This window comes from Roseibium sediminicola (assembly GCF_023156505.1).
GTDB lineage: Bacteria > Pseudomonadota > Alphaproteobacteria > Rhizobiales > Stappiaceae > Roseibium > Roseibium sediminicola.
This window is the reverse complement of the sequence record NZ_JALNMJ010000010.1, coordinates 38899-54082: the sequence shown is the minus strand read 5'-3', so window position 1 is coordinate 54082 and position 15184 is coordinate 38899. Positions and strand designations below refer to the sequence as shown.

At 61.2% G+C, this 15184-nt stretch carries 18 protein-coding genes and 1 other RNA gene; 10 read left to right on the top strand and 9 right to left on the bottom strand.

Annotated features, from left to right (window positions below; genetic code table 11):
* Positions 1–4 precede the first annotated feature (4 nt).
* The 4 genes from M0H32_RS15215 to ssrA form a co-directional block, all read right to left on the bottom strand.
* A complete protein-coding gene (locus M0H32_RS15215) occupies positions 5–223 on the bottom strand; it encodes a ribbon-helix-helix domain-containing protein (protein ID WP_248155477.1) in 219 nt (72 codons plus the stop codon).
* Between the two features lie 6 nt (positions 224–229).
* Positions 230–439 (bottom strand): DUF4169 family protein, encoded by a 210-nt coding sequence (locus M0H32_RS15210; protein ID WP_248155475.1) that lies wholly within the window; start codon positions 437–439, stop codon positions 230–232.
* 25 nt (positions 440–464) lie between these two features.
* Positions 465–1043 (bottom strand): SspB family protein, encoded by a 579-nt coding sequence (locus M0H32_RS15205; protein WP_248155473.1) that lies wholly within the window; start codon positions 1041–1043, stop codon positions 465–467.
* A gap of 174 nt (positions 1044–1217) precedes the next feature.
* Positions 1218–1588, bottom strand: a transfer-messenger RNA (tmRNA) gene (gene ssrA, locus M0H32_RS15200).
* Positions 1589–1741: 153 nt separating this feature from the next.
* Here ssrA and M0H32_RS15195 point away from each other — a divergent pair.
* From M0H32_RS15195 to M0H32_RS29730, 3 genes are read left to right on the top strand one after another with little or no spacing between them, the layout of a single operon-like run.
* Positions 1742–2536: a thymidylate synthase gene (locus M0H32_RS15195; protein ID WP_248155471.1), complete on the top strand. Its 795-nt coding sequence runs from the start codon at positions 1742–1744 to the stop codon at positions 2534–2536.
* 54 nt (positions 2537–2590) lie between these two features.
* Positions 2591–2827: a type II toxin-antitoxin system ParD family antitoxin gene (locus tag M0H32_RS15190; RefSeq protein ID WP_248155469.1), complete on the top strand. Its 237-nt coding sequence runs from the start codon at positions 2591–2593 to the stop codon at positions 2825–2827.
* 3 nt (positions 2828–2830) lie between these two features.
* Complete coding sequence (locus tag M0H32_RS29730) at positions 2831–3121, top strand: type II toxin-antitoxin system RelE/ParE family toxin (protein WP_425607323.1); 291 nt, start codon at positions 2831–2833, stop codon at positions 3119–3121.
* Positions 3122–3411: 290 nt separating this feature from the next.
* On the opposite strand, the gene M0H32_RS15185 is transcribed toward M0H32_RS29730, so the two are convergent.
* Positions 3412–4743 (bottom strand): multicopper oxidase family protein, encoded by a 1332-nt coding sequence (locus M0H32_RS15185; RefSeq protein WP_248155467.1) that lies wholly within the window; start codon positions 4741–4743, stop codon positions 3412–3414.
* Between the two features lie 222 nt (positions 4744–4965).
* On the opposite strand from M0H32_RS15185, the gene M0H32_RS15180 reads away from it, so the two are divergent.
* Positions 4966–6036 (top strand): serine hydrolase domain-containing protein, encoded by a 1071-nt coding sequence (locus tag M0H32_RS15180; RefSeq protein ID WP_248155465.1) that lies wholly within the window; start codon positions 4966–4968, stop codon positions 6034–6036.
* 174 nt (positions 6037–6210) lie between these two features.
* On the opposite strand, the gene M0H32_RS15175 is transcribed toward M0H32_RS15180, so the two are convergent.
* The 3 genes from M0H32_RS15175 to M0H32_RS15165 are packed head-to-tail and all read right to left on the bottom strand — an operon-like array spanning position 6211 to position 8671.
* Positions 6211–7560, bottom strand: a complete 1350-nt coding sequence (locus tag M0H32_RS15175; protein WP_248155463.1) for a GH1 family beta-glucosidase — start codon at positions 7558–7560, stop codon at positions 6211–6213.
* Between the two features lie 59 nt (positions 7561–7619).
* A complete protein-coding gene (locus M0H32_RS15170; protein WP_248155460.1) occupies positions 7620–8300 on the bottom strand; it encodes a DUF2461 domain-containing protein in 681 nt (226 codons plus the stop codon).
* Positions 8297–8671 carry a TfoX/Sxy family protein gene (locus M0H32_RS15165; RefSeq protein WP_248155458.1) on the bottom strand — a complete coding sequence of 125 codons (375 nt, stop codon included), beginning with the start codon at positions 8669–8671 and terminating at the stop codon, positions 8297–8299. Before M0H32_RS15165 ends, M0H32_RS15170 begins: the two co-directional genes overlap by 4 nt.
* Positions 8672–8829: 158 nt before the next feature.
* Here M0H32_RS15165 and M0H32_RS15160 point away from each other — a divergent pair, with 158 nt between their 5' ends.
* The 6 genes from M0H32_RS15160 (at position 8830) to M0H32_RS15135 (ending at position 14001) form a co-directional block, all read left to right on the top strand.
* On the top strand, positions 8830–9342 hold the full coding sequence (locus tag M0H32_RS15160; protein ID WP_248155456.1) for a dihydrofolate reductase: 513 nt from the start codon (positions 8830–8832) through the stop codon (positions 9340–9342).
* Between the two features lie 17 nt (positions 9343–9359).
* The gene (locus M0H32_RS15155) at positions 9360–9821 is read left to right on the top strand and encodes a GNAT family N-acetyltransferase (RefSeq protein ID WP_248155454.1); all 462 of its coding nucleotides are present in this window, start codon (positions 9360–9362) and stop codon (positions 9819–9821) included.
* A gap of 251 nt (positions 9822–10072) precedes the next feature.
* Positions 10073–11260, top strand: coding sequence for an FtsH protease activity modulator HflK (hflK, locus tag M0H32_RS15150; protein WP_248155452.1), 1188 nt, complete (start codon positions 10073–10075; stop codon positions 11258–11260).
* A 2-nt stretch (positions 11261–11262) separates the two neighbouring features.
* Positions 11263–12195: a protease modulator HflC gene (gene hflC / locus M0H32_RS15145; protein WP_248155450.1), complete on the top strand. Its 933-nt coding sequence runs from the start codon at positions 11263–11265 to the stop codon at positions 12193–12195.
* Positions 12192–12377: a DUF2065 domain-containing protein gene (locus M0H32_RS15140; RefSeq protein ID WP_094071660.1), complete on the top strand. Its 186-nt coding sequence runs from the start codon at positions 12192–12194 to the stop codon at positions 12375–12377. Before hflC ends, M0H32_RS15140 begins: the two co-directional genes overlap by 4 nt.
* A gap of 136 nt (positions 12378–12513) precedes the next feature.
* Complete coding sequence (locus M0H32_RS15135) at positions 12514–14001, top strand: Do family serine endopeptidase (RefSeq protein ID WP_248155448.1); 1488 nt, start codon at positions 12514–12516, stop codon at positions 13999–14001.
* Between the two features lie 283 nt (positions 14002–14284).
* Here M0H32_RS15135 and serB read toward each other — a convergent pair whose 3' ends face one another.
* Positions 14285–15175, bottom strand: coding sequence for a phosphoserine phosphatase SerB (gene serB / locus M0H32_RS15130; protein ID WP_248155446.1), 891 nt, complete (start codon positions 15173–15175; stop codon positions 14285–14287).
* Positions 15176–15184 lie beyond the last annotated feature (9 nt).

The following is a 15184-nucleotide window of genomic DNA, read 5'->3' as shown; positions in this document are numbered from 1 at the left end:
CCGACTAGGTCGCCGCTGACTGAACCCGCTTCAAAGCCCACACCCGCACCGCCGACGACAGCGGATCGTCCGGATCGCGGTTGTCGTCGATTTCGGCGATCAGCCCTGCCAGGGACCGTTTTTCTGAAGAAATATAACCGTCGACCACGTCCCAGAACTCCGGTTCCAGGGCAATGCTGGTGCGGTGGCCGTGCAGGGAGAGGGAGCGTTTGATCAGCGCCATCTTGGATCAGCTGTCGGCGTCATCGCCGGGCGCGTCGCCTGGCTCGAGCTTGTGGCCGTCGACATGGCTTTCAAGGTCTTCGCGCCGCTTGCGGGCGGCTTCGCGTTCGGCTTTCGAGCGGCCGTATTTGCGGCGGTTGTCTTCCGCCGTCTTGTCCTTGTCCTGACGCTGTTTCTGTTTGCGCGCCATGCGCAGATTGATGATCTCCGCGCTCACGGGACCCTCCCGAAATCTGTCCGGATCAGGTTTTCTTGCGGAATGCGTCCAGCGAGACCACTTCACCGCCGCCATCGCCTGCGGGCGCTTCGGCTGCGGTTTCGGCCTTGTCGCCGGAGGCCGCTTCGGCGGCTTCCTTGCTGTCGTCCTGGCCGTCCGCCTTCGGCTGGCCGTCGGCTTGTTCCTGTTCGGCCTTGGCGAGCTCTTCCACGGCTTCCAGAAGTTCTTCCGGCAATTCTTCGGCGGTCTTGCCCGGATCGAATTCCAGAGCAAACTGGACCGACGGGTCGAAGAAACCTTTGATGGCGGAGAAGGGCACCAGCAGCTTTTCCGGCACGCCGCCGAAGGAGAGTCCCACCTCGAATGCATGCTCGCCGATGGCGAGGTCCCAGAACTGGTGCTGCAGCACGATGGTCATTTCCTGCGGGTAGCGCTCTTTCAGGCGCTGGGAAATGCGCACGCCGGGGGCGTTGGTGTCGAAGGCGATGTAAAAGTGATGATCTCCTGGCAGCCCGGTGCGTCCGACTTCGGCAAGGATCTTCTTGACTGCGCCACGCAGCGCGTCCTGAATCAGAATGTCGTATCGCAGAAGGTCTTCAGACATCAGTTTTGTTCGAATCTCGCTGGAAAAGTCATCTCTCTGCAGCACATTGACGGGACGGGATCAAAAAGAAAAGGCTCTTTTCCAAGTGAACCCAGATTAATGTGCCGCATCGCTCCGGAATTGCTGCAACCCCATGGGGAAGTAACTAGGACAGAGGCAAAATGTGGAAAGATCAGTGGAGGCTTCTGTTGCCAGGTGCCTCCGAACCCCGCCTGAAGGTGCTAACCAGCAGGACTTAGTGGACTACCGGCGCAGCATTACGCTGCGACAGCGTTGTCCATAGCATAGTTGTCGTTTGCAACTATTAGAACAGCCCGATAACGGTGGTACAATGCCGAGCAAAAGCGCAGTCTTTACACCCTCGTCGATCCTATTTCGCCCCCGCCGAAACCCATGAGATTTCTTGAGCTTAAGCCCCATGGGCTTGGGTGGAGGCGCCGGGTACCGCCCCCGGGTCCGATAGGTTTATTGCACTGACCATTTATTGCCATAGCTGGCGAACCAGCACGCCTGATATAGGGGTTTTGAACCTGAATGGAAAGGGGCATTCGTTGTGAGGGCTGCTTTGCCGGCTCACGGCAGCTTGATCTCCGAGGGGAGCGCGAAGCTGGGGAAAGTCGGCGACAAGGGCTGCGTTTTTGCGAAAATCTGCCACATTAACCCCAAGTCCAGAAACCCGGCGAGCAGGGGCCTCAAACGTGCAGCAATATCTCGATCTTCTGGCGAAAATTCTGGACGAAGGCATCGACCGCGGCGACCGCACCGGCACGGGCACGCGCTCCATTTTCGGCCATCAGATGCGCTTCGACCTCTCGGAAGGCTTTCCGGTGGTCACCACCAAGAAGCTGCATCTGAAATCGATCATCCACGAGCTGCTCTGGTTTCTCGCCGGCGACACCAATATCCGTTACCTCAAGGAAAACGGCGTCAGGATCTGGGACGACTGGGCCGATGAGAATGGCGAGCTCGGCCCTGTCTATGGTTACCAGTGGCGCTCCTGGCCGGCACCCGACGGGCGCTCCATCGACCAGATCGCCAAACTCTTGCAAATGATCCGCACCAATCCGGAAAGCCGCCGGCTGATCGTCTCGGCCTGGAACCCGGCCCTGGTCGACGAGATGGCGCTGCCGCCGTGCCATTCCCTGTTCCAGTTCTATGTCGCGGATGGAAAACTCTCCTGCCAGCTGTATCAGCGCTCGGCCGACGTCTTTCTGGGCGTGCCGTTCAACATCGCCTCCTATGCGCTCCTCACCATGATGGTCGCCCAGGTCACCGGGCTGAAACCGGGCGACTTTGTGCACACGTTCGGCGACGCGCATCTTTATTCCAACCATTTCGACCAGGCCCGCGATCAGCTGACGCGGTTGCCGCGCCCGCTGCCGCAGATGAAGATCAATCCGGATGTCACCGACCTTTTCTCGTTCAGGTTCGAGGATTTCGAGCTGGTGGGCTACGACCCGCACCCGCACATCGCGGCGCCGATCGCGGTGTGATCGTACGCTTGAGGACAGTACCAATTTTTGGTACTGTCCCTTTAGGAGCCAGTCATGCCGCGCAACACTTCCATTTCCCTTGGAAATCATTTTTCGGACTTCGTTGATGAGCGTATCCGCTCTGGGCGCTACGCGAGCGCGAGCGATGTCGTCCGCGCAGGCCTGAGGCTGCTCGAGGAGCAGGAAACGCGGCTTGAACAGGTGCGCGCTGCGCTGAAAGAAGGTGAGGCTTCCGGCGAACCGTACGATTTCGACTTCGACGCTTTCCTTGAACGCAAATTAGCGGATTGACCCTTGCGCCGCCTGCAGTTCACACCGGCTGCGGAACAGGATCTAAACGAGATCTGGCAATACACCGTTGATCTCTGGGGCAGACAACAGGCTGTCCAATATGTGCGGGATCTGAAATCGTCTTGCCAGGCTCTAGCTCGGGATAAATTGATTAGTCAGTCCGCTGAACATGTCCGCCCCGGATACCGGAAAGCGAAATCGGGTAAACATGTTCTCTATTTTCGAGAGACGAACGCGGTTCTGATCATCGTTCGCATATTGCACGAACGAATGGATCCGGATCTAAATCTCTGAAATTAGGCTGTAGTGAGACATTAACGACTGGCATCGTTGGCGTCAGGATCGTTCCTGAACAGGCGGAAAGCGCAAGGAAGTGCAGCGCACTTTCGAGCATTTCCAACGCCTTCAGGGACGATCCTGGCCCAACCCCGAAGGGGCCGTCCGATAATTGGGTCATTTCCGCGTCGCATGTCGTCGAATATGCCCCGCATGTCCGTCCTCCATGCTCCTTGAAATGACCCAATTCTCGGGCGGCGCTGCCAATCGTCAATGTGTCACTACAGCCTAGAATTTCCGGCTGATCTTCACCCCACCTCGAACCACGTCATCATGCCCGAGGCCGCGTGGCCCAGCATGTGGCAGTGGATCAGCCATTTGCCCGGGTTGTCGGCGACAAAGGCGATCTTGACGGTTTCCTGGGGTTCCGCTGTGAAAGTATCGCGCCAGTCCGGGTGCTCCAGTTTCTTGCCGTTGCGCTCCAGCACGCGGAAGTGATGGCCGTGCAGATGCATGGCATGAGCAAAGGAGGTGTCGTTGCGGCTTTCCAGGAGAATGGTCTCGCCGCGTTTGGCGGTGAACATCGGCGTGTCGTCCATGCGGGCCTTGCCGTTCAGCGTCCAGAACAGGCCGTCCTGCATCATCTGATTGAGCTCGTCCCTTGTGCGGCCCTCCATCAGCGCGCGCATGCCGCCCATGGCCCCGCCGGCCATGACCAGCGGCAGTTCCCAGGCCGCGGTGAGATCCGGTTCCGGCAGTCTGTTGATTGCGGGCTGTTTTAGCGGAAGGTCGTCCCCCTGTCCGGCGCCGATCTTGAAGGTCGCGAAACGGAAGGGCTTGCCGGTCATAGTCTCGAAGGGGATGTCTTCGGCTGTTTCCGGCCGCATCACCAGATCCATGCGCTGTGCCGGCGACAGACGCAGCCTACCGTCCATGTCGCGCGGGGTCTCGAAAGGCTGGCCGTCCAGCGCGATGACCTTGGCGCCGAAGCGGGATGGGGCGATGTCCAGGACCCTTGAAGCAGAGGAATTGATCAGGCGAAGACGATGCCAGCGGCCCTGCTGCAGAGGGATCTCCGGCATGGAGATCCCGTTGATGGTCAGCCAGTTGCCGAGGCGTCCGGCATGAGAAAAATCATGCATGGCGCCGAAGCTTTCCGTGTCCAGAACACCGTCCTCGTCGAGCCGCCAGTCGCTCAGCATCAGAATGATGTCACGCTCCGGAGTGAAGAGTGGTTCCTCCTCCTCGACGATCAGGGGACCGGCAAGCCCGCGCGGCACCTGGTTCCAGCTCATGTTATGGGCGTGATACCAGTACGTGCCGGCATCGGGCGCGACAAAATCGTAGTCGAAGCTTTCGCCGGGCTTCACTGCCGGTTGGGTCAGACCGGCAACGCCGTCCATCTTGTTGTCGATGCGGATGCCGTGCCAGTGCACGGAGGTCGGTTCGTCCAGGTCGTTCTTAAACCGGACACGGACACGCTCGCCGCGTTTCACCCGAATTTCCGGGCCGGGCAGGCGGCCGTTATAGAGCCAGAGGTCGGAGAGCCCGCCATCCGGGCCATAGAGCCGGGCCTGGCCTTTTTCAGCTGTCAGCTCGAAAAAACCGTCGGCGGCTTTCGCCAGAGAAAAAGTCGGCAACAGGGTGGCTGCGCATCCGGCCACGGATGTTTTCAAGAACGTTCTGCGATCCAAGGCGCGTGTCTCCCGGTCGACCATACTGACATCCCCCACCGTTAATTGAGGCCTCCAGCAGGAGGAAGGTCAAGATGTAGGACAAAAACTTTTGGGGCAGAAATCGGTCGCAATTCGCTTTGAAACCAATCACTCTACCCATGGATTTACCAGCAGGAATTTCAGGCGATGGTTTCAACTGGCGAACTTTCCCTCTCTCCACACGCGCTTGCCGCCGAACGGCGCGGCTTCGACACGGCGATCGGGCGCAGGCTCTGCGCAGGTGTTGAGGCGGGGCTTTTGCCGCATCTTCACGTCGTGCTGGCCGAACGGGGCGGCGAAACGGTTCTGGAAAGCTATGGCAGCGGCCCGGATGAGAATTGGGGCCGGTCCATCGGCGAAGTGACGTTTGCCGCCGACACATTGCATGACCTGCGCTCTGTCTCCAAAAGCATCGTCAGCCTGCTTTATGGCATTGCCCTGGAACGCGGTGACGTGCCGCGGCTGGACACGCCGCTCCTGGAGCTGTTTCCGGACTATCCGGACCTGGCAACCGATCCGGAGCGGCAACGCCTGACCATCGAGCACGCGCTGACCATGACGCTCGGCATGGAATGGGACGAGACCCGCCCCTATACAGATCCTGAAAACAGCGAAATCGCCATGGAAATGGCGCCGGACCGCTATCGCTACATTCTGGAGCGGCCCTTTGTGGCGGAGCCGGGCACACGCTGGATCTACAGCGGTGGTGCCACCGCGCTGGTCGGCGAGATCCTGCAGCGGGGTACGGGCAGAAAACTGCCGGACTTCGCGCGCGAGGTCCTGTTCGGCCCTCTGGGGATCGAGACGTTCGAATGGTCTGCCGGGCCGGACGGCACCCATTCGCCGGCCTCCGGCCTGCGCCTGACCGCGCCCGACCTTCTGAAAATCGGCCGGCTGTTGCTGGGCAACGGCGTCTGGCAGGACCACCGCATCGTCCCCGAAGCCTGGCTGACGGCCTCGCTACGGCCGGCAATCGCCACTGGAGAAGGCCCGGACTACGGTTATTCCTGGTTCTGCGGTCAGGCCCCGGTACCGGCGCTTGGCGGGCCCGCGGACTGGTTCGCCGGCTTCGGCAATGGCGGCCAGCGTCTGTGGATCTGCCCCAAGGCCGATATCGCCGCCGTCATCTTTTCCGGAAATTACAATGATTGGACCGCCTGGATCCCGCCGACGCGGGTCTGGAGCGAGATCATCCTAGCGAATTTGGTCAGGGTGTGACTGAAACTGCCACAAATTCCGTCGTCATCCTGAGGAGCGCGCTTGCGCGCGTCTCGAAGGACCGGCCTCAAGTTCCATAGCAAGTGGCCCGTCCTTCGAGACGCCGCTCACGCGGCTCCTCAGGATGACGCTGAATTGGGGGCAAACGCCGCAGGATGTCCGGATACGGCAAACCTACCGCGCCGCCAGCAATTCCCGATACCAGTGCGCGCTGGCCTTCGGGGTGCGGACCAGGCTGTCATAGTCGACGTGAACAATGCCGAAGCGCATGCGGTAGCCTTCGGCCCATTCGAAATTGTCCATCAGGCTCCAAAGGAAATAGCCCTTGACCGGCACGCCGGCGTCTTTCGCGTCGGCGACGGCGCCGAAATGGCCTTCCAGATAATCGATCCGGCGCTGGTCGTCGATGACGCCCCCTTCAGGCTCGTCGTTGTAGCAGGCGCCGTTCTCGGTGATGTAACAGTCGGGCAGGGCGTAGCGGACATGTAGATCCTTCAAAAGATCCGAAAGACCCGGTGCATAGACTTCCCAGCCGATATCGGTCTGGGGAACGCTGCCATTCGGCGGTACGGCCACGGCCTGCGGATAATCGGCTTCCAGGTCGCCGTCCTCGCGCACGCGCCAGGGCGTATAATAGTTCAGGCCCCACCAGTCCAGCGGCTGGTTGATTGTCGAAAGGTCACCGTCCCGGATGTCCATCGATGTGCCAAAGGCGTCCAGGAACTCTTCCGGATAGGCGCCCTCGAAGAGCGGCTTGAAATAGACGCCGTTGTGGAACTCGAACGCCCGCTCAGCCGCGGCCTTGTCTTCGGGCGCTTCGGAGGCCGGATAGATCGAATAGGCGTTGAGAACGATGCCCATCGGCAGATCGGGGCGTTCTGAACGGGCAGCCTTTACGCCGAGCCCATGGGCAAGGTTCAGGGTATGCAGGGCGGCGGCGAACGCCTCGGGGCTTTTTTCGCCAGGCGCATGAATTCCGTAAAGATGGCTGAGGTGACAGATGCACCAGGGTTCATTGATGGTCGCCAGCGCATCCATGCGGTCGCCAAGCCGCCTCACCACGATACCGGCATAGTCCGCGAACGCCTCGGCGGTGCTGCGCGCGGTCCAGCCGCCGTCGCCGGCCAGCATCAGGGGCAGGTCCCAGTGGTAGAGCGTCGGATAGACCTTCAGCCCGCGCGCCACCATGCCGTCGATCAGCCGGTCATAGAAATCCAGGCCCTTCTCGTTCACCTGGCCCCGGCCGTCCGGCAGGATGCGCGGCCAGGCGATGGAAAAGCGGTAGGCATCGACCCCGAGCGACTGGATCAGATCGAGATCGGCCTCCCAGCGGTGATAGTGGTCGCAGGCAACGTCACCCGAATGCCCCCGATAGACCCGGCCCGGCATTTTCGAAAAGGCGTCCCAGATCGAGGGCTTGCGCCCGTCCTCGGCTGCGGCGCCCTCGATCTGATAGGCGGCGGTGGCCACGCCGAACAGGAAGTCTTCTGGAAAGCGCTTGGCCAGATCTTTGGGGGATGCCATCGGAACTCATCTCGGCTGAAAGGAAGATGCCGATGTGATAGGTCTCAAAGCGCTTTGGTTCAAGTTCTTTCCTGCAAACCCAACAAGTATCGCCAAAAAGGCAGGGTCGGCGCCCAGCTTTCCACCAGCGCGGCAACGGCCCCGTTCCCGAGAACCGCCTTGGGGTCCGGCAAGGTTTTCCAGACACCCAGGCCCTTGTGCCGGGCCAGCTCCGCATGGGGGTGGTCCTTGGGAAAGCCGCGCGGTGCCTTGGCAAGATCCGGCTCGGAAAGCTCGAACTCCTTCTTCTGCAACTGGGTGAGCAGCGCTGCGACCTCGTCGCCGCCACCGGTTTCCAGCGCACTCAGATATTTGCCGAGCACCGGCTTTGAAAACGCCATGCAGCCTGTGCCGAGGCGGATGTGATCGGCCTCGATCGACAGAAAGAAGCTGGGCGGTTGGGCATCCTTGCCCTCAAACGCGGTACCGGTCGGCCAGAAAGCCATGCGGATATGCGTGTTGTAGGGTGTCTTGTCCTTGGAGAACCGGAGGTCGCGGTTGATGCGGAACTGCTTGGAGGCAAGCGCGCGCCCGGTAAGCTCTTCGAGCGCCCCTTGTAGCGCCGGCCGGAACTGATCCGCCGGCTTCTTGATGGCGCGCTGATAGTCCACCTTGTTGGCCTCGAACCACTCCTTGGAATTGTTGGCGGCAAGGTTTTCCAGAAACCGGAATGTCTCCGGCTCAAATCCGGCGGAAGTCATTGGGCGGCCTTTCCGGCTTTCGCCTTTTTCGGTTTCGCAGCCTTGGGCGGCAGGGCGCAAACGTAAGCGCGCGCCATCTCGACCCAGTCCTTCAGATCGTCATCCGTTTCGATGCCGTCCGGCTCGATCCGGATGAAGCCGGGCATCGGCCGTCCGGTCGGACGGCATTGCGAGGCATGCGGCTTGGAGAGGGCTTCTTCTTCCTGGTCCGCGCCGACACGGGCCATCAGGCCGCGTTTGGAAACGCAGACCAGCATGTTGCCGTTGACCATGAAACAGGTGCCGCCGAACATGCGCTTCTGCTCGACGGTGTCATCGGGAATGAGCGCGCGGGTGCGCTCGATCAAGACGGTGTCCATCAGGTCCGACATGGTTTGAAAACTCCCTTCAAAAAAGACGTTACCCGGCAAGGACGGCGCTGATCCGGGAAAACCGACACCGGGCCAAAAGAAATTCGCGGACTGCCACAGCAGGTGGAAATCATGCTAGGAGGCGGATTGGAGAAAGAAAACCGGATTCGGAGGATCGCTTGCCTGAACTCGTCCTGATCGCCGCCGTGGCGCGCAACGGGATTATCGGCGCGGACAACGACATGCCCTGGCGCCTGTCGTCCGACCTGAAATATTTCAAGAAACTGACACTCGGAAAACCGGTGATTATGGGCCGCAAGACGTTCCTGTCCTTCGGTGGCAAGCCATTGCCCGGACGCCCGCATGTGGTGATTTCGCGCGATCCGGCCTATGCCCCGGAGGGCGCGGAGAGCGCGACCTCCTTCGAAGCGGCGTTCGACCGTGCGAGCGAGCTCGCACGGGAGGCCGGTTCCGGAGAAATCATGTGCATTGGCGGCGGCCAGATCTATGCCCAGGCGATCACGCGGGCCGGCCGGCTGGAAATCACGGAAGTCGACGCCGAACCGTCCGGCGACACACGCTTTCCGGAGATCGATCCGGCGCTCTGGCAGGAAACATCCCGTGTTCCGGGGGAGCGCACCGAAAAGGACAGCGCCGACTTCACCTTCGTCACCTACCGCCGCAAGGCCTGACAAACGATTCCGAGACGATGCCCCTTTCCGATTCCATGACCGCCAAATGGCTGGCGTTTGATGCATTCTCCTTGAGCGAGCTCTATGCGCTGTTGAAGCTGCGGCAGGATGTTTTCATCCTGGAGCAGGAGTCCTTCTATGCCGATATCGACGGCAAGGACCCGGACGCGCTGCACTATATGATCACTGACAGGGCGGCGTCCGGTCTGCTCGGCGCGATCCGGCTGTTTGTCGAGGCCGGGGAGAATACCGCCCGGATCGGCCGGGTGGTGATCGCGCCGGAGGCGCGCGGCACCGGTCTCGGACGATCCCTGATGCAGGCGGGTATCGACAAGGCGCAGGAGCTTGCGCCTGGCTGCGGGATCCACGTGTCGGCCCAGGCCTATCTGGAAAAATTCTACGGATCGCTTGGATTTAGGACCGTTTCGGAGGTCTATATCGAGGACGGCATTCCGCATATCGACATGATCCGGCCGTGATATTGGCGCAGGCTTGCGGTGTGCGTGCAGCGAAGTGTGCGGCCGGTCTTGACAGAGCCGCCTTCAAGCCCCACCTGCGGCACGGGAAATCATATGGGTTTTACAAGGGTGGCAGCCGTTTACGGTACGCTTGGTCGCACCGGGCTTTTCGTTGAAAGCAGGCGGTAACCTCCCTATAACCAACGGTGAGTCAGAACGGGCGAAAACCCAAGTCCGGCATCGTGTGCCGGATACGATAGAAGGAAATCTTGATGCCTTGGAGCAATCAGTCAGGTGGCGGTGGCCCCTGGAAGGGTGGCGGAAACGGCGGCGGTCCCTGGGGCGGCGGCGGCGGAAACAACAACGGCCCCTGGGGAGGTGGCCCGAACCGGGGCGGCAACACCCCGCCTGACCTGGAAGAGCTTCTGAAACGGACACAGGATCGTATGAAAAGCGTGCTGCCGGGCGGCGGTGGCGGCGGCCTTGGTACCATCGGGGTGCTGATCGTCGTCGGGATCGTTGTCATTGGCTGGCTTGCGACCGGTTTTTACGTGGTCGACGAAGGTGAGGTCGGCGTCGAGCTGGTGCTCGGCGAAGTGACCGATCAGACCCCCCCGGGCCTGAACTACAACTGGCCTTATCCTGTCGGCGAGGTCTACAAGCCCAAGGTCGAGCAGCAGCGCGAAACCACAGTCGGCGTTGATGAAACGGTCAGCGGCTCGGGTGTCGTGCGGAGCCGGGACGTGCCGGAAGAAAGCCTGATGCTGACCGGCGATGAAAACATCGTCGATGTTGGGTTCAAGGTGCTTTGGCGTATCAAGAACACCCGCGAGGGCATCAGCGACTATCTGTTCAACATTCAGGATCCGGAAGGCACCGTGAAGGCGGTCGCTGAGAGCGCGATGCGCGAAGCGGTCGGCAGCTCGAACATCGACGCCATCCTGACCGAGAACCGGGTGGCGATCCAGAACGATGTTGTCACCCTGATGCAGACCACGCTGGATACCTATCGTGCCGGTGTCGAGGTCGCGGAAGTGCAGATGCAGCGCGTTGATCCGCCGTCCCAGGTCATCGATGCCTTCCGGGATGTCCAGGCGGCCCGCGCCGACCAGGAACGCATTCGAAACGAGGCGGAGGCCTACGCCAACCGTGTCGTGCCGGAAGCGCGTGGTGAAGCCGCCCGTGTCCTGGAAGCGGCCAACGCCTACAAGGAGCAGACCATCGCCGAGGCGACCGGTCAGTCCCAGCGTTTCACCAAGATTTACGAACAGTACAAGAATGCTCCGGATGTGACCCGCGAGCGTCTTTACCTGGAAACCCTGGAAAAGGTTCTGGGCTCCAACAACAAGATCATCATTGACAGCGATACCTCCGGATCTGGCGTTCTGCCATTCCTGCCGCTCAATGACCTGAACCCGCGTGGCGGCGCCGCCGCGACGGCACGGACCGGAGGAAACTGATCATGCGCAGTACTCTTCTCGCAATCATCCTGATCGTCGTCGCCGTGCTTGGCTATATGTCGATCTTTATCGTCAATCCGACCCAGCAGGCCCTGGTCCTGCGGCTTGGCCGGATCGTCGAGGAACCGAAAACCACGCCCGGTTTTTACCTCAAGTATCCGTTCGTCGAGAACGTGGTCTATATGGACAAGCGGGTGCTTAACCTGAACATGCCGCCGCTTGAGCCGATCTCGTCGGATAAGAAACGTCTCGTGGTGGACGCTTTCGCCCGCTACAAGATCTCCAATCCGGTGCTGTTCTATCAGCGTGTTTCCAATGTGCAGACCGCCAACCGGCGCCTGTCGACCCTGCTGCAGTCCTCGCTCCGCTCCGAGCTTGGCCGGACCAGCTTCGTGGCGCTCGTGCGCGACGACCGCTCGGGTGTCATGGAAGCGATCCGCCGGAATGTTAGCGCCAATGCGGAAGAACTTGGCATCGAGGTGATCGATGTGAAGATCCGCCGTGCGGACCTGCCGGACGCCAACTCCCAGGCCATTTATGCCCGGATGCAGACCGAACGTCAGCGGGAAGCCACCGAAATCCGCGCCCAGGGGGAGGAAGTCGCCCGCCGGATCCGCTCACGTGCCGACCGCGATGCCACAGTCCTGGTGGCCGAGGCCAGAAGGGACTCGGAAATCACTCGTGGTGACGGCGACGCCGAGCGGAACAAGATCTTCGCCGAGGCGTTCGGCGCCGATCCGGAGTTCTTCGCCTTCTACCGGTCCATGCAGGCCTATGAAGCCGGATTGCGGTCGGGAGACACGAGCCTCGTGCTGTCGCCGGATTCCAGCTTCTTCCGGTTCTTCAAGGACCCGTCCGGTGTCCTGCCGCCGGCTGTCAATGACAATGGCAGCCAGGGTGTTTCCGACCGGTCGCCGTCGCTTGCCGCTCAATGAGCGAGCTGGTGACCGCGCTGGGGCTGGTCCTGGTGCTTGAAGGTGTGCTCTACGCGCTTGTGCCCGGTGGCATGAAGGCCATCATGCGCAGCGCGCTGGAGACGCCGGACCAGACCCTGCGGCTGACAGGGCTCATTGCCGCGGTGATCGGCGTATTTCTTGTGTGGATCATTCGCGGATAACGAAAAGTTTTCGGGCGGCAGGCGCAAAAACGCCCCGCCCGTTCTATATTCTGGTCAAAGGATCAGAAAACCCATCGGATGCCGGCCCCGACAGACAGGCCGGCGGTCCCACCGACAGGGATGAGGAGAAAGCCCTATGGCTCCAGATTTTGTTCGCCGCCGGATGGCCCGTGTCGCCGCCGCTGCGGCCGGTGTCCTGCTTGGCGGAATGGCTGCTTTTCAGCCTATCGACGCGGCCTATGCGCAAGGCCCGGTTTCCGTCGCCGATCTTGCGGAAGGACTGGGTGATGCGGTGGTGAACATTTCCACCGCCCAGACCGTTCAGGGACGGCGGACGGTGCCGATGCCCGAGGTTCCGGACGGATCTCCGTTCCAGGAATTCTTCGAGGAGTTTTTCAACCGTCAAAATCGCGACAACGATCAGCCGCGCCGGGTGCAATCGCTCGGGTCCGGCTTTGTGATCGACGGCAAGGAAGGCATCATCATCACCAACAATCATGTCATTGAGGGCGCGGACGAAATCACCGCGAATTTCAATGACGGCACCAAGTTGCGCGCGGAGCTCATCGGTACCGATGAAAAAACCGATCTCGCGGTACTGAAAGTCGAACCGGAGACACCGCTCAAGGACGTTAGTTTCGGCGACAGCGACGCGATCCGCGTCGGTGACTGGGTGATGGCCATCGGCAATCCGTTCGGCCTTGGCGGAACGGTTACCGTCGGGATCGTGTCGGCACGTAACCGCGACATCAATTCCGGCCCGTATGACAACTTCATCCAGACCGATGCCTCCATCAACAGGGGCAATTCCGGTGGTCCGCTGTTCGACATGGACGGCAATGTGGTCGGTATCAACACCGCCATCATCTCGCCGTCTGGCGGTTCCATCGGCATCGGCTTTGCCATTCCGGCCAAGACCGCGATGAATGTCATCGAACAGCTGCGTGAGTATGGCGAAACCCGCCGCGGCTGGCTGGGCGTGCGCATTCAGGAAGTCACCGACGAGATCGCCGACAGCCTGGCCATGGACGAAGCCATGGGCGCGCTGGTGGCCGGTGTGACCGAGGACGGCCCCGCCGCCAAGGCCAAGATCGAGCCGGGCGACGTCATTATCAAGTTCGATGGCCGTGAAGTCGAAGCCATGCGGGAACTGCCGCGCATGGTTGCCGAGACTGCGATCGGCAAGGAGGTCGAGGTGATTGTCCTGCGCAAGGGCGAGGAAGTCACCATCAGCGTCACCCTCGAGCGTCTCGTTGAAAACGAGGTCACCGAGGCCAGCGCGACCACGGAGGGAGAGCCGGAAACCGCACCCGCCGAGCAAAGCAAGGTCCTCGGCATGATGCTTGCCGAACTCGATGACAGCCTGCGCGAACAGTTTTCGATCGAGGAAGACGTGACCGGCGTGGTCGTTACCGAGGTCGAACCCGGCTCGTCCGCGGAAGAAAAACGGGTCATGGCCGGTGACGTCATCAAGGAAGTCGCCCAGGAACCGGTGGAGACGCCTGCCGATGTCCAGGCCGAGATCAAGAAGCTGAAGGACGGTGGCCGCCGTTCGGCTCTGCTGCTTTTGTCCAACCCGACCGGCGATGTCCGCTTCGTGCCGGTACGGATCGAGGACGAGTAGGACCGGCCTTAGTTGCCAGAAAAGAAAAGGCGCCGGTAACGGCGCCTTTTTTGTTTGGGAACAAACTTACCTCTCCATCGTCATCCCGGACGCAGCGCAGCGGAGATCCGGGACCGGGGAGCTGTAGCCCGTAAAACGAATCTCGTTGCTATCGGCAAGTCTTGTGGCTCCCCGATCCCGGCTCGCGCTTCGCTTGGCCGGGATGACGAGGGTTGGGGTGTGCCTTTTTCCGACCGCTGAACGCTGATCCAGAATGAGCGAGCAAAAGCCGAACGGCGTCTTCCTAACTCAGCACAAAATCCCTCTCCGCATAGCCCTGCAGATAGAGCAGCGCGGTGAGATCGCCGTGGTGGATGCGGATGTCGGCGGCTTCGGCGACGGCGGGTTTGGCGCGATAGGCAACGCCCGTGCCGGCGCGCTCGATCATGGAAAGATCGTTGGCACCGTCGCCGACGGCGAGCGTATCTTCAAAGGCGAGGCCCTTTTCGGCCGCCAGGAGTTCCAGCCGGGCCCGCTTGGCTTCGCGGCCGAGAATAGGCTGGCCGACCTTGCCGGTCAGCCGGCCGTCCCGCTCCAGAAGCGTGTTGGCCTGGTGTTCGTCAAAGCCGATCATGTTGGCGACAGCCTTGGTGAAATGGGTGAAGCCGCCGGAGACCAGGGCGCAATAGGCGCCGTTGGCCTTCATGGTCTGCACCAGCGTGCGCCCTCCCGGCATAAGCTGGATGCGGTTGCTCAACACGGTGTCGATGGCGGAGACCGGCAGGCCTTCAAGCAGACCGACGCGTTCGATCAGGGCCGGCTCGAATTCGATTTCACCTCGCATTGCCCGCTCGGTGATTTCAGCGATCCGGTCCTTGAGGCCCAGTTCGGCGGCCAGTTCGTCGATACATTCCTGGCGTATCATGGTGGAATCCATGTCCGCGATCAGCAGACGCTTGCGGCGTCCGGCCTGCGGCTGCACAAAGACATCGACGGGCGCCTTGCCGACAATTTCCCGCAAGGTTTTCTCCGCCGCACTTGCATCGGTCGCGTCAAAGACGATATCGGCTGCAACACCGGTCATCAGGACGGTCGCTGCCTCTGAAGCGCCAAGCGCGTCCGCGGACCGGTCGATCAGATCCGCATCGACGGCGGGCGCAGTAGGAGTGGACACCAAGGTGGCGACGAGAGACATGGACGGTTC